Source organism: Noviherbaspirillum agri (assembly GCF_054780595.1).
On record NZ_BAAGWA010000004.1, the window covers coordinates 372,596 to 391,545 of the forward strand.

The window sequence follows — 18,950 nt, forward strand, 5'->3', positions numbered from 1 at the left end:
ATTTGTGGAAAGTATCGGTTGGTAGCTTTTCGCTATTGAGGTGAGGAACTATATGAGTGGAGCGAACCGAGGAAGAATAGGCGTCTTTCGAAAATGTATTTAATGCTAAAGGCACACTCAGCATAATTTCCATCATGAAATTATTGAAGTTGACGTCTCGAGCGCCAGCAATCTGCAGAGAAGATGCCTCGACCTCACGGCAATCGAAAGCGAGAAACGCCTCATGCCAGAAGAACACTTGATCAATTCCATCAACAAGCATTACCTCGACCGCGTGATGACGCTCGCGGACGCGGCGGACATCATGGCGACCGAGGATATCTTCGATGCGCGCGGCATGAAGCTGGTCGCAAAGGGCACGAAGATTTCGCCCAGCCTGCAGGAGCGCCAGTTGAACAAGCCTTTTGAATCAAGCATTGCCATCGATTCCGGTGTGGACATCAGCCTCATCGCAAGCGACGCAAAGCGCATCATCGAGACCGTCGAACCGGTGCGTGCCATTGTCCAGAGTATCGGTGGCCAGTCCCCGGTACAGGTTCTTTCCGGCATCCAGTTTGGCAGCGCAATGAGCACCATGCTCACGCTCATTGAACGCGGCGGATCGAGTGCGCTGGAGCACAGCGTCATGGTGAGCCTGCTATCGATCTGCCTCGGCAAGAAACTGGGCATGAGCAGCACGGACCAGTCCATCGTCGCACTGGCAGGCCTTCTGCATGATATTGGCGAGCTGTATATCGATCCGCAGTATCTGCACTCGCGCAATCACCTGTATCCGCACGAATGGCGGCATGTGGTCGTGCATCCGCGCATCGGCCAACTATTGGTTTCGAATCTCGAAAATTATCCGGCGGCAGTTGCGCAGGCTGTTTTTGAGCATCATGAGCGTCACGATGGCAGCGGCTATCCACGCCAGATCTCCGGAAGCAGTATCAGCGCGGCCGGGCAGGTTGTGGCCACTGCTGAGATGATTGCAGGTGTATTCGTTGATTCTGACCACCCGCTTCAGCACGCTGAACTGGCGCTGCGGGTTGTACCCGGAGAATATGTGCACAAGCTGGTGTCAGCCGTATCGAGTGCTGCCCGGCAGGTCCGCAATGAGAACATGACAGTCGGGAGTGCCATTCCGGCCGCTGAGGAACAAGCGAAGGTCGCCCAGCTGCACCAGCGTATTGGGGCCGTAATCGAGACAACAGAGAGCCTGGCTGCGACCAACGCCTTGGCATCTGCCAAAGCAAAACATCTTCTTGCTGAAGTGCAGCGGCGCGCTACCACCATCCAGCGCGCGTTCAGCAGCACCGGGTTGGATTCCACACTGGATGATCCTGACGGTTTTTTTGACCCTCGCGATATCGATGTCCTGTTCGAGTCGAACGTTGTCAGTAGCGAGATCGCATGGCGCTTGCGCGATGTCGCGCGTGACCTTTCATTGCAGGCGGAGGCGCTTGTCTCAGATGAGGCGCAGCTACTGCAGCCGCTGATCACGTTGCTCGACGGCGAGCGCCCCGTCGCCCGGGACGTCAGCGTGCCAAGCTGAGCGTGTCCTGCCCGCCGCATTCGGCGACATATTCCTCGGCAGCACGCTTAGCCTTGCGGCGCGCCGCTTCCACCCTGGTCCTGGTCACTGAAGCGGCATCTTCCTCTGCCCATTTCTGGCGTCGCGCCAGCTTGTCGCATCGCTTGCGCTTTGCGGCTGCTGCATGCGCCGCGCGCTTTTGTTCCTTCTCTTCGATGGCTTCGCGCTTTTGCCGTGCACTTACGAGGCGCTCGACCTGCTGCTTTTCCTGGGCGGCCCGGCGAAGCGCCATGTCCGGATCGGAAGAAGGGGCGGTGTCGACGTGCATGGCCTTTCCGCCATCGCAGGCTGTGTCGCTGTAGACCACCTTTCCGCCCGACTCGCATTTGTAGATGGCGATGGATGGAACGGCACAGGACAACAGGAGAGCGCTCAACAAGGCGCGGGAAAGTTGCTTTCTTCTCATAGGACTTTGCCGGGGTTCATCAGGCATAAGGGATCGAGCGCCTGCTTCAGCGTACGCATCAGTTGCATTTCCACTTCGGATTTGTATTGTCGGATTTCGTCGCGCTTGAGCGCGCCAAGTCCGTGTTCTGCAGAAATCGAGCCGCCGAACTGATGCACGCTGTCGTGCACCACACGATTGATGTCCGCCTGCCGCTCGATGAAGGCATCCGGCGATTCGTTCTCCGGCGGAGAGACGTTGTAGTGCAGGTTGCCATCCCCGAGATGGCCGAATGTCACCAGGCGGCAGCCAGGAAAGTGCTGATGCAACTGCGCGTCCGTGGTGCGGATGAAGTCGCCGATGCGCGAGATGGGCACCGAGATATCGTGCTTGATGTTCTTGCCTTCTTCTGCCTGTGCCAGCGGAATATGTTCGCGCAGGTTCCACAACCCGTTGGATTGCGCGATCGACGATGCGACGGCTGCGTCCTGGATGATCTCCTGCTCGAGCGCGTCGGTGATCAGCGATTCCAGCATGGCGTTCGCATGTTCTTCGGATTCGCTGTCCGACAATTCCAGCAAGACGTATTGGCCGTAGCTTTGCGGGAAGGGCGCGCGGATCTGGGGGAAGTGCTTGGCGACGAGCTTCAGGCAGAAGTCGGACATCAGTTCGAACCCGGTCAGCGCTGCACCGCATCGCTCCTGCGCCAGCGACAGCAGGCGCAATGCGTCGTCAGGCGTCTGCATCGCTGCCAATGCGGTCAGCTGCGCCTTCGGCTGCGGGAACAGCTTGAGTACGGCGGCAGTGATGATGCCAAGGGTACCTTCCGCGCCGATAAACAGGTCGCGCAGGTCGTAGCCGGTATTGTCCTTGCGCAGGCCGCGCAGGTCGCTCCATAGTTCGCCTTGCGCCGTCACCACTTCCAGCCCGAGGCAGAGCTCGCGCGTATTGCCATAGCGGAGTACGGCGGTGCCGCCTGCATTGCTCGACAGATTGCCGCCGATCGTGCAGCTGCCTTCGGCGGCGAGAGACAGCGGAAACAGCCGGCCGGCATCGGCCGCTGCATTCTGCACATGATCGAGGATGCAGCCGGCTTCAACCGTCATCGTGTTATTGACCGGATCAACCGCGCGAATGCGGTTCAGCCGCGTGAGCGACAGGACGATCGCATTGCCGCTTTCATCCGGCACGCTGCCAAGAACCAGGCCGGTATTGCCGCCTTGCGGCACGACCGGCACGCGGAACTGGTTGCACAGACGGATGATCGCAGCGACTTCATCCGTCGTTCCCGGTTTCACGACTGCGAGCGCCTTGCCGGTAAAGCGGCGGCGCCAGTCGGTCAGGTAGCCCGCCATATCGGCGGGCTCTGTCAGTACATGAGCGTCGCCGACGGCATCGCGGCAGCGAGCGAGGAATTCATTCATTTTGAAGCCTTCTGGATGACTTGCTTCGCCAGTTTTTTGGCAGCCTGCTTGTACGGGCGGAGATAGAAGACCGTGCAGGTGAAGAACACGCTGACCAACGCCACTTCGATCCATCCGAGGGTGGAAGACAGCCCCCTGTCGGTCATGCCGCGGACGACGCCCTCGAGGAGGTACAGGAGGATCAGCATCGACGACCATTGCATGGTGTAGATGTTGCGTTTCAGGATGCCGCGCAAGGGGAAGAGCAGCGGCACCACCTTGAGCACCATCCACGACCCGCCGGGACGCAGGGGAGCGAGCATCAGTTCCCACGCGACGCACAACAGGATCAGGGCGACGAGGCTGATAGCTGCCCCGACATGGAAAGTCTTTTGCATGGGATTCTGTGTTTCGTTGGTCATCATGCACTCCTCAGACGGGCGCTGGTTTCTGCCAGCCGGCGCCCAAGTGCAATCGTGAGGACGCGCGTATCGTCGGAAATTGCGTGATTGCCGTTGGGGCCGGACCAGTGGCTTGCGCCATAGGGAGTGCCGCCGGTCGTGGTCGTCATCAGTTGCGGATGTGTATAGGGCAGGCCGAGCACCATCATTCCATGATGCAGGAGCGGGATCATCATTGACAGCAGCGTCGCTTCCTGTCCGCCGTGGATGCTGCCGGTGGAGGTGAACACGCATGCCGGCTTGCCGCTCAATGCGCCGGACAGCCACTGCGCGGAGGTGCTGTCCCAAAAGTATTTCATCGGCGCAGCCATGTTTCCGAAGCGCGTGGGCGAGCCCAGCGCAAGGCCGGCGCATTCTTCCAGGTCTTGCAGCTCCACATAAGGCGCACCGCTTTCCGGAACAGCGGGTTGCGTTGCTTCTACGACGGTGGACACCGCAGGAACCGTCCGCAGCCGCGCTTCGCAGCCCTGGACACTCTCAATGCCCTGTGCAAGCAGTTCGGCCATTTTGCGCGTGGCACCGTGACGGGAATAATACAGAACGAGGATGGTGAGATCGGATGAATAATTCATGCTTGGTATTATAGGATGCTTTGACAACGCCAAAACGCAGCGCCCCGATGCCTCAACCCGAGTTCGTTCGCATGTTTCCTTTCAACCTCGCGATCTTCCGCAATTTTCCGCTGGAGGACGTGCGCGGACTGTTTCGTTTTGCCAAGACAAGGCTGAATGAAGAGCGCCTGCCGCAAGTGGCCGGAAGCCTGACCTTCACCACAGTGCTGGCATTGGTGCCGATCCTGACGATCGCCTTGGCGATCTTCACGACCTTCCCGCTGTTCAACACATTCCGTGCATCGCTGGAGGCCTACTTCATCAAGAGCCTGATGCCGAAGACGATTGCCAAGACGATTCTCGGCAACCTGAACCTTTTCGCAAGCAAGGCGACCAGGCTGTCGGCATTCGGCGCCATCGGCTTGATCCTGACCGCGCTGGTGATGATGCTGACCATCGACCGCGCGTTCAACCATATCTGGCGCGTCAAGGCAGCACGCCCCTTCACGCAGCGCCTGGTGATCTATTGGGCGGTCGTTACCCTCGGGCCATTGATGATCGGCGGTTCTATCACCCTCACATCCGACCTGTTCAATGCCACTAACGGATTCGCAAGAAGCTGGCCGCTCGCTGCTGCGTTATGGAATACGGTGCTGTCCGTATCCCTTACCACCGGTGCCTTCACCTTGCTGTACATGGCTGTGCCGAATCGCTTCGTCGACTGGCGCGACGCGGCCTGCGGCGGATTGCTGGCAGCAGCAGCGTTCGAAATTGCGAAGCGGATCTTTGTGGTGTTCGTGTCGAAGTTCCCCACCTATACCGTGGTGTACGGCGCGCTGGCCGCATTGCCGATCTTTTTATTGTGGCTCTATATTTCCTGGTTGATCACCCTGATGGGCGCGGTGCTTGCCGCCGCGCTGCCCATCGTCAAGTACGAGCGTTGGTGGCATGTTCCCACGCCAGGCAGCGCCTTCATTGATGCCATGGCTGTGCTCAATGTCCTGTATCAGGCTCGCGAGCAGGGAAGCAACGCAGCCGTCGATGCAAGGGCAATACGCGAGCTGACGCGCATCGGTTATGACGAGTCGGAAGCCTTGCTGGAGAAGATGCTGGATGCCGGTTGGGTGGGACGTGTGAAGGCAGAACCGGCAAAAAAACACACGGGCTTCGGGAAACCGAACATCGAGGGACAGGATACGTGGGTCTTGCTGGCGAATCCTGCGCAATTGAAGGTTGCCGACGTGTATCGGATGTTCGTCTTCAATACCGCCGGAAACGCTGCGCTTGCAAAGCAGGTGGAAAGCGCCGTCGAACGAGGGTTGCACCAGACCCTCGCCGACCATTTTGCTCAGAGAGCGCTCGTCTAAGATACTGAACAGTCTCTAAAAGGATGTTTGCCCGGTAAGCATCTGCCAGTACATCACCCAGTCGCCCATAAAGGAATAGATCGGGTGCTTGAAGGTGGCAGGGCGGTTTTTTTCGAACATGAAGTGGCCGATCCATGCAAATGCATAACCGCTGACCAGCGCCGCCAGCAGCCACCACAGGTTGCCGGTCAGTAGCGTCGTCGCAACGAAGAACAGTGCAAGGGTCGAGCCGACGAAGTGCAGTTCGCGGCAGGTGCGATTGGAGTGTTCGCTCAAATAGTAGGGGTAGAACTCCGCGAACGACGCGAATTCCTTCTGCAGGACGTTTGCCATGGTGTCTCCTCGATGTTGTTTTCCTCAGCATAGTCCGGTTGCGGTGACTTGCAACCGGAATTCCTCAAAACAACGTCATTTCCCAGAAGAAGCGGAGCATTGCCAACAGGACCTAAGCTGCTTCCATGAAGTCGAACAGTGCTTCGAGAACCGCATCCGGCTGCTCCGCCATCAGGTCGTGCCCGCAGTTGTCGATCTGCACCGTGCGGCCATGCGGAATGGACTTCGTGAGTACGGCCGTAGCCTTTGGCGGTGTCATCATGTCCTTCTTTCCGAGAAGGAACAGGGTAGAGCATCCGACGCTCTTCGCTGCCGTTTCACCATTCGCATAATTGTTACAGGCAGAAAAATCCGTATGGAACACCTTGGCCGAATTTTGCGCTGATATACGTTGCATCAGGCGCTGGCCCCCGCCCATGACGTAGAAGCCGGGGCCGGGACAGGACGGTTTGTGCGCGATCGAGGTATGCGACCAGATGTTCACCATGTCGATGGCCGCCTGTTCATTGTTCAGGGACGCTTCCAGCAAGGCGTCCGAAACCCTCATCGGGTAAGCGGTCCCGACCAGCGCCAGCTTGCTCACGCGTGCCGGGGCGCGGAATGCAGTTTCGATCGCAATCAGCGAGCCCATGCTGTGACCGACAAGGGCAGCCTGCTGCACGCCGGCTGCGTCCAGCAGTGCCAACAGCCAGTCGGCCATGGCTTCCACACTTGCCAACGGTGCACCCTTGCTGCGCGCATGCCCCGGCAGATCGACCGCCAGCACATTGAAGCCATGATGCGCGAAATAGCGGGTCTGCAGGATCCAGACGGAGTGGTCATTCTGCGCACCGTGGATGAACACCACGGTAGGTTGTTGCGGATTGAATGACTTGCCGCCGGTATAGCAATAGGCATCTTGTCCGTGTACGTTCAGCAGCATGTCACGCTCCCTTCTGTGCGGCCTTGAGTCCGCGTGCGAGGTCTTCGATCAGGTCGTCCGCATCTTCCAGCCCGATGGACAGGCGCATCGTTCCTTCTGTAATACCCGATGCCGCAAGCTGCTCCGTCGGTACGCGGAAGTGCGTGGTCGACGCGGGATGGATTACCAACGACTTGGCATCGCCAACGTTGGCAAGGTGGGAGAATAGTTTCAGCGATTCGACAAAACGCTGCCCCGCCGCACGGTCGCCCTTGATGCTGAACGACAAAACCGCGCCGCATCCCTTGGGCAGCAGCTTTTTCGCCAGTGCATGGTCGGGGTGAGATTCCAGTTCAGGATAAGCAATCGATTCGACTGCAGGATGTGCCGCCAGGAATTCGACCACCTTGCGGGTATTGGTGACATGCCGGTCCATGCGCAAACCCAGCGTCTCGATGCCTTGCAGGATCGCAAAGGCGTTGTGCGGGCTCATCACTGCGCCGAAGTCGCGCAAACCCTCGCGCCGCGCGCGAAGGGAAAAGGGGGCGACCGTCGATTCTTCCGAAAAGACCATGCCATGGAAGCCGTCATAGGGTTCGCACAGTTCGGCGAAATGCCCGGTCTTCTCGTACGCCTGTTGCCAGTCGAAGGTGCCGCCGTCCACGAGGAGGCCGCCGACGGCGGTGCCATGTCCGCAGAGGAATTTGGTCGCGGAATGGAAAACCAGGTCGGCACCGTGGTCGAAGGGGCGAAGCAGATAAGGCGTGGTGAAGGTCGCGTCCACCATCAACGGCAGGTAATGCTCATGCGCGATCGCCGCGACGGCGGGAATATTCAATACGTCAAGGCCGGGATTGCCCAGCGTCTCGCCAAACAGCACCTTGGTGTTCGGCCGGATTGCATTGCGCCAAGCGTCCAGGTCGCGCGGATCGACAAAGGTGGTCTCGATGCCGAAGCGTTTCATCGTGTACGCGAGCAGGTTCTGGGAGCCGCCATACAGCGCCCGCGACGCCACCACATGCGAGCCCGCACCGGCTATCGTTGCCAGCCCCAGATGCATTGCGGCCTGACCGCTGGCCACGGCGATGCCGGCGACGCCGCCCTCCAGCGCGGCAATGCGTTCCTCCAGGACCGCGTTCGTCGGATTCGATATCCGCGAGTACACATGGCCGGCGCGTTCCATGTTGAACAGCGAGGCGGCATGGTCCGAATCCTTGAAAACAAAGGAGGTGGTCAGGTAGATCGGTGTTGCGCGCGCGCCGGTAGCGGGATCGGGGGCCGCGCCGGCATGCAGGGACAGGGTGTCGAACCCTGGATATTTGGGGGCGCTCATCGTGTTTGTTGTCTCCGAGGCTGTGTGATTGTCCGTTCGACATCCTAGCATCGAAGCGACTGCGATCGCTGTCATGTGGATGACAGGGGCTTGCCTTATGCGCTGGATTTTTCAGGGCGCTTAGGCTACATTTCAAAGGCGACAATACAACACATTAGCTCCCAGGGTGGTCCCGCATGAAAGTATCCGAAATCCTTAAAGTCAAAGGCGATATCCTCTATACCGTTACACCCGATACGCCGATGAGCGAAGCCGCCGATACGATGGCAGAGAAAGACCTCGGCTCGCTCGTGGTGATGGAGTTCGGTGAGCTGGTCGGCATGCTGACCTTTCGCGAGGTAATGAAGACCCTGCACGAGAACAAGGGATCCATCGGCACGACGACGGTGCGCAAGCACATGGACGACCATCCGATCACGATTACCCCCGAGACCGAAATCGATGAAGTGCGCCGCCTGATGCTGGAGCGGCATGCCCGTTACGTACCCGTGGTGAATGCAAAGACGCTGCTCGGGGTGATCTCGTTCTACGACGTGGCCAAGGCCGTTGTCGAAGCGCAGAGCTTCGAAAACAAGATGCTCAAGGCCTATATCCGCGACTGGCCCGCCGATGGTGACGAATAGGCAGTTCGTATATCACAGACTTTCAAAGGCCGTTCATGATGATGCATGAACGGCCTTTTTCACATGGTTTTCCCTGAGTGTGACTTTCCGATAGAACGACTTGATACAGGAGGTTTTCCATGCATATCGCCGTTGTCGGTGCCGGTCTCGCCGGCCTGACGTGTGCCCGTCAGTTGCAGGAGCGCGGGCATAGCGTCGTCGTCTACGAAAAGAACGAAACAGCCGGCGGGCGCATGGGCACCCGGCAGACCGAGCTCGGCGGTTTTGATCATGGCGCCCAGTACTTCACTGTATCCAGCGAAGGCTTCAAGAAGGAGGCCAATGCCTGGCGGAAGGCGGGTTGGGTAGTGCCGTGGGACGGCAAGCTGGTGACGCTGGAGAAGGGTGTCGCCAAGCCAGCAGGCAGAACGAACGGGAGTGACCGGCTTGTGGCCGTCCCCGGCATGGCCACACTGGGAGCGTACCTGGCCGACGGCATCGAGCTGCGCCCGGGACAGGCCGTCCACGGCATGGAGCGCTTCGATGATCAGTGGTTGCTGCAGGTCATGTCCGATACGGTGCCGATTGCAGCCAGCGCGGGGGCGTTCGATGCGGTCATCCTTGCCATGCCGGCAGACCAGGCAGTGCCGCTGCTGCAACCACTGTCATCCATGGCGGGAAAGATCGCACAGGAACATCTTGCGCCGTGCTGGGCGTTGATTCTGAGTTTCGAGCAAGCGCTTGGCGTCGAGTATGACGGCGCATGGGTGCAGGGCTCTCGCCTGCGGTGGATCGCGCGTGATACATCAAAGCCGCAGCGGCGTCCCGGCGAGCACTGGATCGGACATGCCCCTCCCGATTGGAGCACGGAGCATCTCAACGATGATCCAGAGCGGGTAAAGGAGAAGCTCCTGAAAGCCTTCCATGAAGCGACCGGCTCCCATGTCCAGCCGGTATACGCGGACGTGCATCTCTGGCGCTTTGCGCAGGCCACCACAACGTTGCCGGGTGACTGTTTGTGGGATGAAACGTCGCGAGTCGGTGTGTGCGGCGACTGGTTTTCCACCGGGCTGGAAGGTAGCGGACGCATGGAAAACGCTTACTTGAGCGGCTGCGCAATCGCCAGAGCGATCGGCCAGTAACGGCTCCGCTCAGCGCATTCCTGCTCATACCGTTGTGGCACGGGAGGGAATCTCCACCTCTTCTGCCGGCCGGTGCGGGGCGATCAACGGCAGGCTGAGAATGAATGTGCTGCCTGCACCCGGATCGCTCTGCACCCGCATGCGGCCGCCGAGTATGTCTTTGACGATATTGTGTGCGATGTTCAATCCGAGCCCGGAACCACCGGCGCCGAGCTTGGTCGTGAAGAACGGGTCGAAGATGCGGTTGAGGTTGATCGACGGAATGCCGACGCCATCGTCCCTGACGCAAAGTTCCATCCACCCGGTATCGCTCGCTTCGGCCGAAATCGTCACTGTTCCCGATTGTCTGCCGTCGAATCCATGCAAGAGGGCGTTATTGACAAGATTGGCAATGACCTGGCCGAGCGGCCCGGGGTAACTGTCCATCACAATCGAATCCGGAATCTCCTGCTTCACGAAGAACGCCGTTTTCTTCAGTGTCGGCCAAAGCGTCAGCATGATTTCCGATACCGCCTCGGCGACGGAGAAGAGGCGTCGCTGCGAACTCGTCTGGTCGACGGCAACCTGCTTGAAGCTGTTGACCAGGTCTGCCGCCCGCAGCAGGTTGCGCACGAGGATGTCGCCCGCCTTTTCAGCGTCAGCGATATAGCTTTCCAGCGTGGAGCGCTTCAGGCCGGCATTCCTGAAATCCCGCGACAGGGTTTGCGTCTGGTCGGCGAGCGTACTGGCTACCATCAGGCTGTTGCCGATCGGCGTATTGAGCTCGTGCGCAATGCCGGCCACGAGCGAGCCGAGTGCCGCCAGCTTTTCGCTGCGCGAGAGCTCCTCTTGCGCCATGTCGAGTGTTTCCAGCGTGTAGGCAAGCTCTGCGTTGGCATGCTGCAATTCCTCGGTACGCTGCACCACGCGCTGCTCGAGGTGGGCATTCAGCTCACGGATTTCATTCTCGATGCGCCGTTTGTCGGTCACGTCATCACAGGCAAGAATGCCGAACTTTTCCCCGGCCAGCGAGAAGGTATGACCGGAGAACTGAATCAGCACCTTGCTGCCGTCGCCGCGGCGCATCCACACTTCACGATGCGTTTCCGTTGACCCGGTTGTCTTCAGCTCCTCGATAAGCGAAGTACGGTCGGCGTTGTCGCAGTACAGCCCGAGTTCCATCGTGTTCTTGCCGATCACGGAATCACGCGGAAGCAGGAACAGGCGCTCGAAAGCACGGTTCACGTCCTTCACAACATAGCTGCCGCGAACCTGGGTGACGAACATGGCAATCGGGGATGACTGGAAGATTGTCGAGAAGCGCTGTTCGCTGCTGCGCAACTCTTCTTCCGCACGCTTGCGCTCCAGCTCGGCGGAGGCGCGTTCGCTGAAGACCTGGAGCATGGACTTCACCAGGCCCGGGTTGCCGAAGGCTTCGGTATGCATGACAGCAAGCACCCCAATGATGTTGCCGGCGCCGTCGCGCAACGGCGCGCCGGCATAGCTCTCCCAGCGCTCGCCAGCAAATGCGCCGGTACCCGTATATCTGGATTCGAGTTTGGAGGAGAAGATGCAGATGCAGCCTTGCAGCGCGCTTTCGCAGGGAGTACCGCGGCTCGTGTAATGAAAGTTCTCGACCGTATGTCCGCGCAGGTGGGCTGCGAGCGTATGGATAGAGCCGGGTGTGCTGCCTCCACGCAGCCCGATGAAGGCGCCATCAGTGCGCAAGGCTGACGCCAGGTCGGCCACCAGCAGTTCAAAGAACGACTCGCCGGCCATATCGCTTGTGCCCTGGGCGAGCCGCAGCAGCGCGCGGTCGGCTTCCGCTTTCTGCTCCTCCAGCAGACGCTGGTCCGTAATGTCCTCGGCGATTGACAGCAACCGGTCTGCGGCACCCATTTCGTCGAGGATCGGTGTGTGGCTCCACTGGCATGTAATCGTCTTCCCGTCGATACGGCGATTACGGCTGACGGTGCGGCTTTCGCCAACTCCATAAATCAGGTGGAGAAAACGGGTATCGATCGTCTCGCGGCTCACATCCGAAAAGATGAAACTGGCATGACGGCCAATGGCCTGCTCGCGCGTATGGCCGAAGATTCGTTCTGCGGCAGCATTCCATTCGAGCACCTTGTGCTCATTGTTCCATTCGATGATCGCAATGGGACTATGCTCGACCAGCGCGCGGAAGCGTTCCTCGCGCTCATGCAATTCCTGCTCAATGCGCTTGCGCTTGTCGATGTCCTGTTCCAGCTCGTGGTTCTTGTAGTCGAGTTCGGAAAAAAACCGACGCAGGCTGACGCGGGCCTCTTCAAGGCGCTTGTTAAGCCTGCCGATTTCGTCCAGTCGCTTCCATTCGAACGGCACATCGAGCTGTCGAGCAGACAGGCGCTCTGCACCCACGCCGAGCCGCCTCAGTGGTCGCACGAATCTATGCTCCAGCAGGATCAAGATCAGCGCAATGGATAAGGCTGCCTGTGCCAACAGGGTCGCAAGCGACTCGCGCAGGTCCGCAATCAGCGCCGTGCGCAGCCGCTTGTTGCTGATCTCGATCCTCACCGAACCGATGACGCCACCCCGGTAAGTCACCGGTCTTTCTGTCGCCGCAGTCCGTTCATCCCGACGCCACGCGCGCTCGCCTGCAACGAATACGCCCAGCGTGTTGTCCCGAACTTCGATGCGGACGATGTCTTCGCTACGCGAGATCATTGCGTCCAGCAGGGCATTGGCACTTTCCTGGCTGACGTTCCACAGCGGTTCCTGTATTCCGCTGGCAAGGATGTCTGCGTGCTGCTGAAGCAGCTCTTCGGTCTGTCTGTGGATGCCTTCGTTGAATTGCTTGAACCAGGAGTAACCGCTGATCAGGAGCGCCGGAAGGAGCAGGCCAAGTGCGACAGCAAGCACGAGTGTCCGGCGCAAGGTCAACGTACGTCCAGCGGAATTCATGGGCGGGCAGGGATTCTGCGAACGAAGCATCGCACGGCAATGGCGGTGTGCCGGACCTGGTTAGCGAGCGTCATTGTTCTGCAGCCAGACTGCGAGTTGTTCCGCGGTCATCGGCGGTGCAAACAGGTATCCCTGTGCAAGAGGACAGCCGAGTGCAGCGAGTACGTTGGCCTGCTGTTCGTCTTCAACGCCTTCTGCGATGACGGACAGGCCGAGATTGTGCCCGAGCTGGATCACCATTTCTGCGATGCTGCCGCCGGGTGCGGAGCGCGTGATTTCGGTCACGAAACTGCGGTCGATTTTCAGCCGGTCGGCACTCAACCGCTGCAGGTAGCTGAGCGAGGAGAATCCGGTGCCGAAGTCATCAATCGCGATGTTGACGCCGGTCTGCTTGATCTGGCCCAGCAGGTGGATCAGCGCATTGGAGTCCTCCATGGCGATTGATTCGGTAATCTCAAGCTCCAGATGCGATGGCGGCGCCTGCGTGTCGGCCAGGATGCTGTGCAGCATATCGAGAAACCGCGGATGGCGGAACTGGACCTGGGACACATTGACGGACAGGGTGAAGTCCACGAATCCTCGTTCGTGCAAGCGGACCAGTTCCCGGCATGCAGCGCGCAATACACGCTCTCCGATTTCAATAATCAGGCCGGAAAATTCCGCGATCGGGATGAAACGATCGGGCGCAATATGGGTGCCATTCTTGGTTTTCCAGCGGAGAAGCGCTTCCGCACCGACCGGCCGGCGTGTGGCAAGGTCGACCTGAGGCTGATAGACGACGAAGAGGTCTTTCTCTTCGAAGGCGGTGCGCAGCGCGTGCATCATGCTGACCCGCTCGCGGATATCGACGCCCATGCTTCGCGAGAAATAGAAATGGCCGGCCCGCTGCAGCAGCTTTGCTCTCTTCAACGCAATTTCGGCATCCTTGAGCGCGTCCACGCCGCATCCTGCATGTTCGCACAGACGGACCAGGCCGGCCGTTGCGGACAACTGAACCTCCTGCCCATCGATATGAAACGGCTTGTGGAACAGGGCCAGCAGGGCGTGCGGCTCAATCAGCGGTGCGGGGCCAAGGACGGCAAACGTGTCGCCGCCGATATGGCCAAGGATGATCCGGCCATCCAGCTCCGACTGCAGGCGGGCAGCTACACCGAGCAGCAGCAAATCGCCGAACTGGTGACCGAGTGCGTCATTCGTTTCTGCAAAATGGTCAATGTCGATCAATGCAAGGGTTTCATCAGCCTGCCGGGCGAGGGCATGGTCGAGCAGTTCCTTCAGCCTTGCACGGTTTGGCAAGCGGGTCAGCGGATCGTAGAACGCAGCGCTGTGCAAACGTGTGACAAGCAGGATGTTGTCCAACCCGACTGCGATATTGCGGCAGAAAACATCAAGCATGCGCTGATCCAGGTCGTTCAAGGGCCGGCCGGTATCAAAGAAGACGACGAAATCCCGGTTTGCATTCTCGTTGAGATACAGCGTCGCGAAATCCCGGCCGTAGATATTGCGGCGGCATGTGAAGGTTTCATCCAGCGCTTGAGCGATGTGGCGGTTGTCCCGAGCTTGCGAGAGGTTGTCGCGCAGGCATCCGAGATTACCGCTGGCAGCGATGACAATCGGCTGGTTTTCTGGATCGTCGAAGCAATTCCGTGCGAAGAATATGCCGTTCGGGCTTAGTTTGAGCACCTGCCCGATCTGCAGGAGGACTCCTGCAGCAAAATCCTCCAGGCCATGAGATGCCATCAGTTCGGTGCTTGCAGAGATGACCCGGTCGAGCCCGTGCCGGCTGTCGTTGATAGCGCGGATCTGTTCGTATGAACGGATCGCCGCGGTCACCGTCGTGTACAACTTGATGCGTGTCAGTTCGGACTTGGTCTTGTAATCGTTGATGTCGAAATCGCGGATGGCTTCGATTTCCGGCGCATATCCGGGCTGGCCGGTGCGCAGAATGATACGCGTCTCGTCCAGTTTCAGCTCCTCACGGATATGGCGGACCAACTGCAAGCCGGAGTCATCCTGTTCCATGACCACATCCAGCAGGATGACCGCAATACCGCTCTCTTGGCGCAGCATTTGACGCGCTTCCGCAGCTGAGTACGCATGCAGAAAGTCCAGCGGCCTTTGCTGGATTTCCAGGTTCCTAAGCGCAAAAGTGGTTGCATGATGGACGTCGGCATCATCGTCGACGATCATCACCCGCCATGTCGCGGTCTGTGCACGTGGCGGTAATTCGCCAGGGAGCGCATCTTCCTCCAGAAATACCAGATCGTCGTCGACCGACGACACCGGCGGGATCATTGAATGCTCCTGCGCAGAGAAGTTGTGGTTATCAATGATGTCGAAGCCATTCTGAATAATGTTGTGCTCGGCAGTGCAGGTGAAGGGTAGGCATTTCTTGCCTGTTGTCAAATTTGAATCGATGTTGCCCCATATTTTGTTGACATGCAATCATCAGCTGAGCAAAAGTAAAACGCGCGACATTGCAGGTCGAAAAAAAGCGACAGGTGGCGTTCTTCCTTCGGTCGGCGCACAGGCGTCCCGGCGGCGGGCAAGAAGGAGTTTCGTGGGAACAATCGGCCCATACGTTAAAATCTCCGCTTTCCAGATCAATTCGATATCACCATGTCCGGCAACACCTTTGGCACGCTCTTTACCGTCACCACATTCGGCGAATCACATGGACCTGCAATCGGTTGCGTGGTCGATGGCTGCCCACCCGGCATAACCTTGTCCGAGGCAGATATCCAGCCGGAACTCGATCGTCGCAAGCCGGGCACCTCGCGCCACGTCACGCAGCGCCAGGAGTCGGATACAGTGGAAATCCTTTCAGGAGTGTACGAAGGCAAGACAACCGGGACGCCGATCGCATTGTTGATCCGTAATGAAGACCAGCGCAGCAAGGACTATGGAAACATCGCCGATACCTTCCGGCCCGGACATGCCGACTATACCTACTGGCACAAATACGGGATCCGCGATCCGCGTGGTGGTGGCCGATCGTCTGCCCGCCTGACCGCGCCAGTCGTCGGGGCAGCGGCCATTGCCAAGAAATGGCTGCTGGAACAATACGGCACGACGTTCATGGGTTGCATGAGCCAGCTCGGCGAGATCGCCATCCCGTTTGAGTCATGGGAACATGTCCCGAACAATCCTTTTTTTGCCGCAAACACCAGTATCCTGCCGCGTCTTGAGGAGTACATGGATCAGCTGCGCAAAGATGGTGATTCCTGCGGTGCGCGCATTGATGTGGTCGCCCGGAATGTGCCGGTTGGCTTGGGCGAGCCGATCTACGACAAGCTTGATGCCGACATCGCCTTTGCCATGATGGGCATCAATGCAGTTAAGGGTGTGGAAATCGGCGCAGGCTTCAAGTCGGTTGCACAGAAAGGCACCGAGCACGGCGACGAACTGACCCCGGCGGGGTTCGCAACCAATCATGCCGGCGGTATCCTCGGCGGGATCTCTACCGGCCAGGATATTACGGTGTCGCTTGCCATCAAGCCGACGTCCAGCATCCGCACCCCACGCCGCTCGATCGACAAGAGCGGCAATCCGGTCAACGTCGAAACCTTCGGCCGGCATGATCCCTGTGTCGGCATCCGGGCCACCCCGATTGCGGAGGCAATGCTGGCGCTGGTACTGATGGACCATGCGCTGCGCCACCGTGCGCAGTGCGGCGATGTTCGCGTCAGCACGCCGAAGATCGCAGCCCGCATCAGGTAACGCATCATCGCTGCACCCGGCCGGCAATCGCCGCCCGGGCAAAATCTCGCCGTCCGGCGCCTGTTGCACCATTTCCCGAGAAATATCTCCGTGCCGCATTCACCCTGGCCCAAGCAGTCGTTCAGTTTCGCCCTGTTTTTCTTCGCCTACTTCGGCTACGTAGGCGTCTTTACTCCGTACGCAAGCCTGTACTTCGCAGAAAAAGGTATGACCGTTGCGCAGATCGGCGTGCTGATGTCGCTGATGCAGGTCATGCGCATTTTCGGCCCCAACCTCTGGGGCTGGGTCGCAGACCGTCATCAGCAGCGGGTGAGTGTGCTGCGGATTACCGCGATTGCCGCGGTGGCGTCGTTTTGCGGCCTTTTCTTCGGCCAGACCTTTGCGCAATTTTTTGTCGTCATGGTCGCCATCAACCTGTTCACCAGCGCCCAAGGCCCCTTGTCGGAAGCGCTGATGCTCTCCGAAATGCGCGGTGACCTTACCTATTACGGCAAGCTTCGGTTATGGGGCTCGGTCGGATTCATCCTTGCGGTCACACTGGCCGGCCCCTTCCTTGACCGCTTCGGCATCGGGCTGGTGCTATGGATTGCGCTCGGGCTGCTCATGCTGGTAACGGCATCCAGCCTGCGCATGGAAGAGACGGCCCACGGCGATGATCATGCGGCGGCTCCTTCAGTACAGGCACTTCTGCGCCGCCGTGAGGTAATTGCGTTCTTCACGTCGACCTTCCTGATGATCGCCGCTCACGCGGCCTTGTACGTCTTTTATTCCTTGTACCTGGCGCAACTTGGTTACAGCAACACCGTGATAGGTCTGATGTGGTCGCTCGGCGTCGTGGTCGAGATCGTTTTCTTTTTCTACCAGGCACCAATCTTCAAGCGCTTCGGCATACGGAACCTGATGATGGCGAGCTTGCTGATTGCCGTGCTGCGCTTCCTGCTGATCGGATTCGGCGCCGAATCGCTGTTCCTGTTGCTGGTGGCGCAGGTGATGCACGCCGCCACCTTTGGCGTGCATCACTCCGCGTCGATCGCGACGCTGCAGCGCTGGTTTTCCGGTCCGCTGCAGGCGCGCGGCCAAGCCTTGTTCACGAGCATTTCTTACGGCTTGGGTGGTACGATCGGCGGGCTGATCTTAAGCTGGTTCTGGGATACATTTGGCTCCCAGGCAGTCTATTTAATGGCCGCAATATTTTCGCTGGCGGGTGCCGTTGCGGCGGCATTGTGTTATCGCTGGCAGCCACTTCAACCGGAGGGGAGAAAATGAATTTGATCGTCAAACACGTATTGGCCGCCGCAGCGATGCTCACGCTCGTGGCATGCGAAACAGTGCAAACCACGCAGGGCGGTGTCGTCGGCGTCGACCGCGAACAGCGAATGGCCATCTCGGCCGAGAGCATTGACCAGGCCGCGCGCAAGCAGTATGCCGAACTGATTGCACAGGAGCGGCAAAAGGGCACGCTCAACCGTAACCCGTCGCAGGTCGAGCGCGTGCGGACTATTGCCAACCGCATCGTGCCGCAGACCGTAGCCTTCCGGCCTGACGCGGCTAAATGGGCATGGGAAGTCAATGTCTTGACGGCGCCCGAAGTAAACGCATGGTGCATGCCTGGCGGGAAAATGGCGGTCTACACCGGCCTGATCGAAAAGCTTCAGATCACCGACGATGAGCTGGCCGCAGTGATGGGCCATGAAATCGCTCACGCCCTGCGCGAACATGCGCGGGAACGCGCATCCGAGCAGGCGATTGCCGGCAGCGTCATTTCCGTCGGTGCTGCCGTGCTCGGCATCGGCGACATCGGTCAGAAAGGTGCCGAGTTTGCCTACATGGGGCTGCTTGGCCTGCCGAACTCGCGCCGCCATGAGACCGAAGCTGACCGTCTTGGCGTGGAACTGGCTGCACGCGCGGGCTACGATCCACGTGCAGCCGTCACCTTGTGGCAGAAAATGGGCCAGGTTGGCGGGGCCGAACCCATCAAATTCCTTTCCACCCACCCGTCGCAGTCGGACCGGTTGAGCGACCTGACCAATTATTCGGCGCGAGTGATGCCGCTGTATGAGCAGGCGAAGAAGAAACGCTGATTTGTAAATCAACCAACAAATTCAACAAACGAACGCCCGCGGAGCCAGAGCCGTGGGCGTTTTTCATTGTGCCAACGGGGCTTCGGCGTGCTTTTGCGCTGCACAACTATGGCATAATCGAGGACTGTTTTCTTCGTTTTGCGCCTTACGGCGCACACTTCTGGCACGCTTCGACA

16 protein-coding genes are annotated in these 18,950 nt (G+C 59.2%); 7 read left to right on the forward strand and 9 right to left on the reverse strand.

What is annotated here, in order from left to right; all coding sequences use genetic code 11:
* The first annotated feature begins 223 nt into the window (after nucleotides 1-223).
* Nucleotides 224-1,534, forward strand: coding sequence for an HD-GYP domain-containing protein (locus ACYVIA_RS09875; RefSeq protein ID WP_460840292.1), 1,311 nt, complete (start codon nucleotides 224-226; stop codon nucleotides 1,532-1,534).
* Here the strand turns inward: ACYVIA_RS09875 and ACYVIA_RS09880 are convergent.
* The 4 genes from ACYVIA_RS09880 to wrbA are packed head-to-tail and all read right to left on the reverse strand — an operon-like array spanning nucleotide 1,518 to nucleotide 4,394.
* Nucleotides 1,518-1,979, reverse strand: a complete 462-nt coding sequence (locus ACYVIA_RS09880; protein WP_460840294.1) for a DUF4124 domain-containing protein — start codon at nucleotides 1,977-1,979, stop codon at nucleotides 1,518-1,520. The genes ACYVIA_RS09875 and ACYVIA_RS09880 overlap by 17 nt on opposite strands.
* On the reverse strand, nucleotides 1,976-3,382 hold the full coding sequence (locus ACYVIA_RS09885; RefSeq protein ID WP_460840296.1) for an FAD-binding oxidoreductase: 1,407 nt from the start codon (nucleotides 3,380-3,382) through the stop codon (nucleotides 1,976-1,978). Before ACYVIA_RS09885 ends, ACYVIA_RS09880 begins: the two co-directional genes overlap by 4 nt.
* Nucleotides 3,379-3,786, reverse strand: coding sequence for a DUF2069 domain-containing protein (locus ACYVIA_RS09890; RefSeq protein ID WP_460840298.1), 408 nt, complete (start codon nucleotides 3,784-3,786; stop codon nucleotides 3,379-3,381). The genes ACYVIA_RS09885 and ACYVIA_RS09890 overlap by 4 nt, the downstream gene beginning before the upstream one ends.
* Nucleotides 3,783-4,394: an NAD(P)H:quinone oxidoreductase gene (gene wrbA / locus ACYVIA_RS09895; RefSeq protein WP_460840300.1), complete on the reverse strand. Its 612-nt coding sequence runs from the start codon at nucleotides 4,392-4,394 to the stop codon at nucleotides 3,783-3,785. The genes ACYVIA_RS09890 and wrbA overlap by 4 nt, the downstream gene beginning before the upstream one ends.
* 71 nt (nucleotides 4,395-4,465) lie before the next feature.
* Here wrbA and ACYVIA_RS09900 point away from each other — a divergent pair, with 71 nt between their 5' ends.
* Nucleotides 4,466-5,740 carry a YihY family inner membrane protein gene (locus ACYVIA_RS09900; protein ID WP_460840301.1) on the forward strand — a complete coding sequence of 425 codons (1,275 nt, stop codon included), beginning with the start codon at nucleotides 4,466-4,468 and terminating at the stop codon, nucleotides 5,738-5,740.
* A 15-nt stretch (nucleotides 5,741-5,755) separates the two neighbouring features.
* Here ACYVIA_RS09900 and ACYVIA_RS09905 read toward each other — a convergent pair whose 3' ends face one another.
* The 3 genes from ACYVIA_RS09905 to ACYVIA_RS09915 all read right to left on the reverse strand — a co-directional run bounded on the left by ACYVIA_RS09905 (nucleotide 5,756) and on the right by ACYVIA_RS09915 (nucleotide 8,307).
* The gene (locus tag ACYVIA_RS09905; RefSeq protein ID WP_460840303.1) at nucleotides 5,756-6,073 is read right to left on the reverse strand and encodes an Mpo1-like protein; all 318 of its coding nucleotides are present in this window, start codon (nucleotides 6,071-6,073) and stop codon (nucleotides 5,756-5,758) included.
* A 112-nt stretch (nucleotides 6,074-6,185) separates the two neighbouring features.
* Entirely contained in the window at nucleotides 6,186-6,995 is an 810-nt protein-coding gene (locus tag ACYVIA_RS09910) for an alpha/beta fold hydrolase (protein ID WP_460840304.1), read from the reverse strand.
* A gap of 1 nt (nucleotide 6,996) precedes the next feature.
* Nucleotides 6,997-8,307 carry an O-acetylhomoserine aminocarboxypropyltransferase gene (locus tag ACYVIA_RS09915; RefSeq protein WP_460840306.1) on the reverse strand — a complete coding sequence of 437 codons (1,311 nt, stop codon included), beginning with the start codon at nucleotides 8,305-8,307 and terminating at the stop codon, nucleotides 6,997-6,999.
* A gap of 176 nt (nucleotides 8,308-8,483) precedes the next feature.
* On the opposite strand from ACYVIA_RS09915, the gene ACYVIA_RS09920 reads away from it, so the two are divergent.
* Complete coding sequence (locus ACYVIA_RS09920; protein ID WP_460840308.1) at nucleotides 8,484-8,930, forward strand: CBS domain-containing protein; 447 nt, start codon at nucleotides 8,484-8,486, stop codon at nucleotides 8,928-8,930.
* A gap of 119 nt (nucleotides 8,931-9,049) precedes the next feature.
* On the forward strand, nucleotides 9,050-10,051 hold the full coding sequence (locus tag ACYVIA_RS09925) for an NAD(P)/FAD-dependent oxidoreductase (protein WP_460840309.1): 1,002 nt from the start codon (nucleotides 9,050-9,052) through the stop codon (nucleotides 10,049-10,051).
* Nucleotides 10,052-10,075: 24 nt separating this feature from the next.
* Here the strand turns inward: ACYVIA_RS09925 and ACYVIA_RS09930 are convergent, their stop codons facing one another.
* Nucleotides 10,076-12,973, reverse strand: coding sequence for a PAS domain-containing sensor histidine kinase (locus ACYVIA_RS09930; protein WP_460840311.1), 2,898 nt, complete (start codon nucleotides 12,971-12,973; stop codon nucleotides 10,076-10,078).
* A gap of 60 nt (nucleotides 12,974-13,033) precedes the next feature.
* Nucleotides 13,034-15,268 carry a GGDEF/EAL domain-containing response regulator gene (locus tag ACYVIA_RS09935; protein WP_460840312.1) on the reverse strand — a complete coding sequence of 745 codons (2,235 nt, stop codon included), beginning with the start codon at nucleotides 15,266-15,268 and terminating at the stop codon, nucleotides 13,034-13,036.
* A 324-nt stretch (nucleotides 15,269-15,592) separates the two neighbouring features.
* Between ACYVIA_RS09935 and aroC the strand changes: the two genes are divergently transcribed.
* The 3 genes from aroC (at nucleotide 15,593) to ACYVIA_RS09950 (ending at nucleotide 18,774) form a co-directional block, all read left to right on the forward strand.
* Entirely contained in the window at nucleotides 15,593-16,693 is a 1,101-nt protein-coding gene (gene aroC / locus ACYVIA_RS09940; RefSeq protein WP_460840314.1) for a chorismate synthase, read from the forward strand.
* Between the two features lie 90 nt (nucleotides 16,694-16,783).
* Nucleotides 16,784-17,959, forward strand: coding sequence for an MFS transporter (locus ACYVIA_RS09945; protein ID WP_460840316.1), 1,176 nt, complete (start codon nucleotides 16,784-16,786; stop codon nucleotides 17,957-17,959).
* Nucleotides 17,956-18,774, forward strand: a complete 819-nt coding sequence (locus ACYVIA_RS09950) for a M48 family metallopeptidase (protein ID WP_460840318.1) — start codon at nucleotides 17,956-17,958, stop codon at nucleotides 18,772-18,774. Before ACYVIA_RS09945 ends, ACYVIA_RS09950 begins: the two co-directional genes overlap by 4 nt.
* The last annotated feature ends 176 nt before the right edge of the window (nucleotides 18,775-18,950 follow it).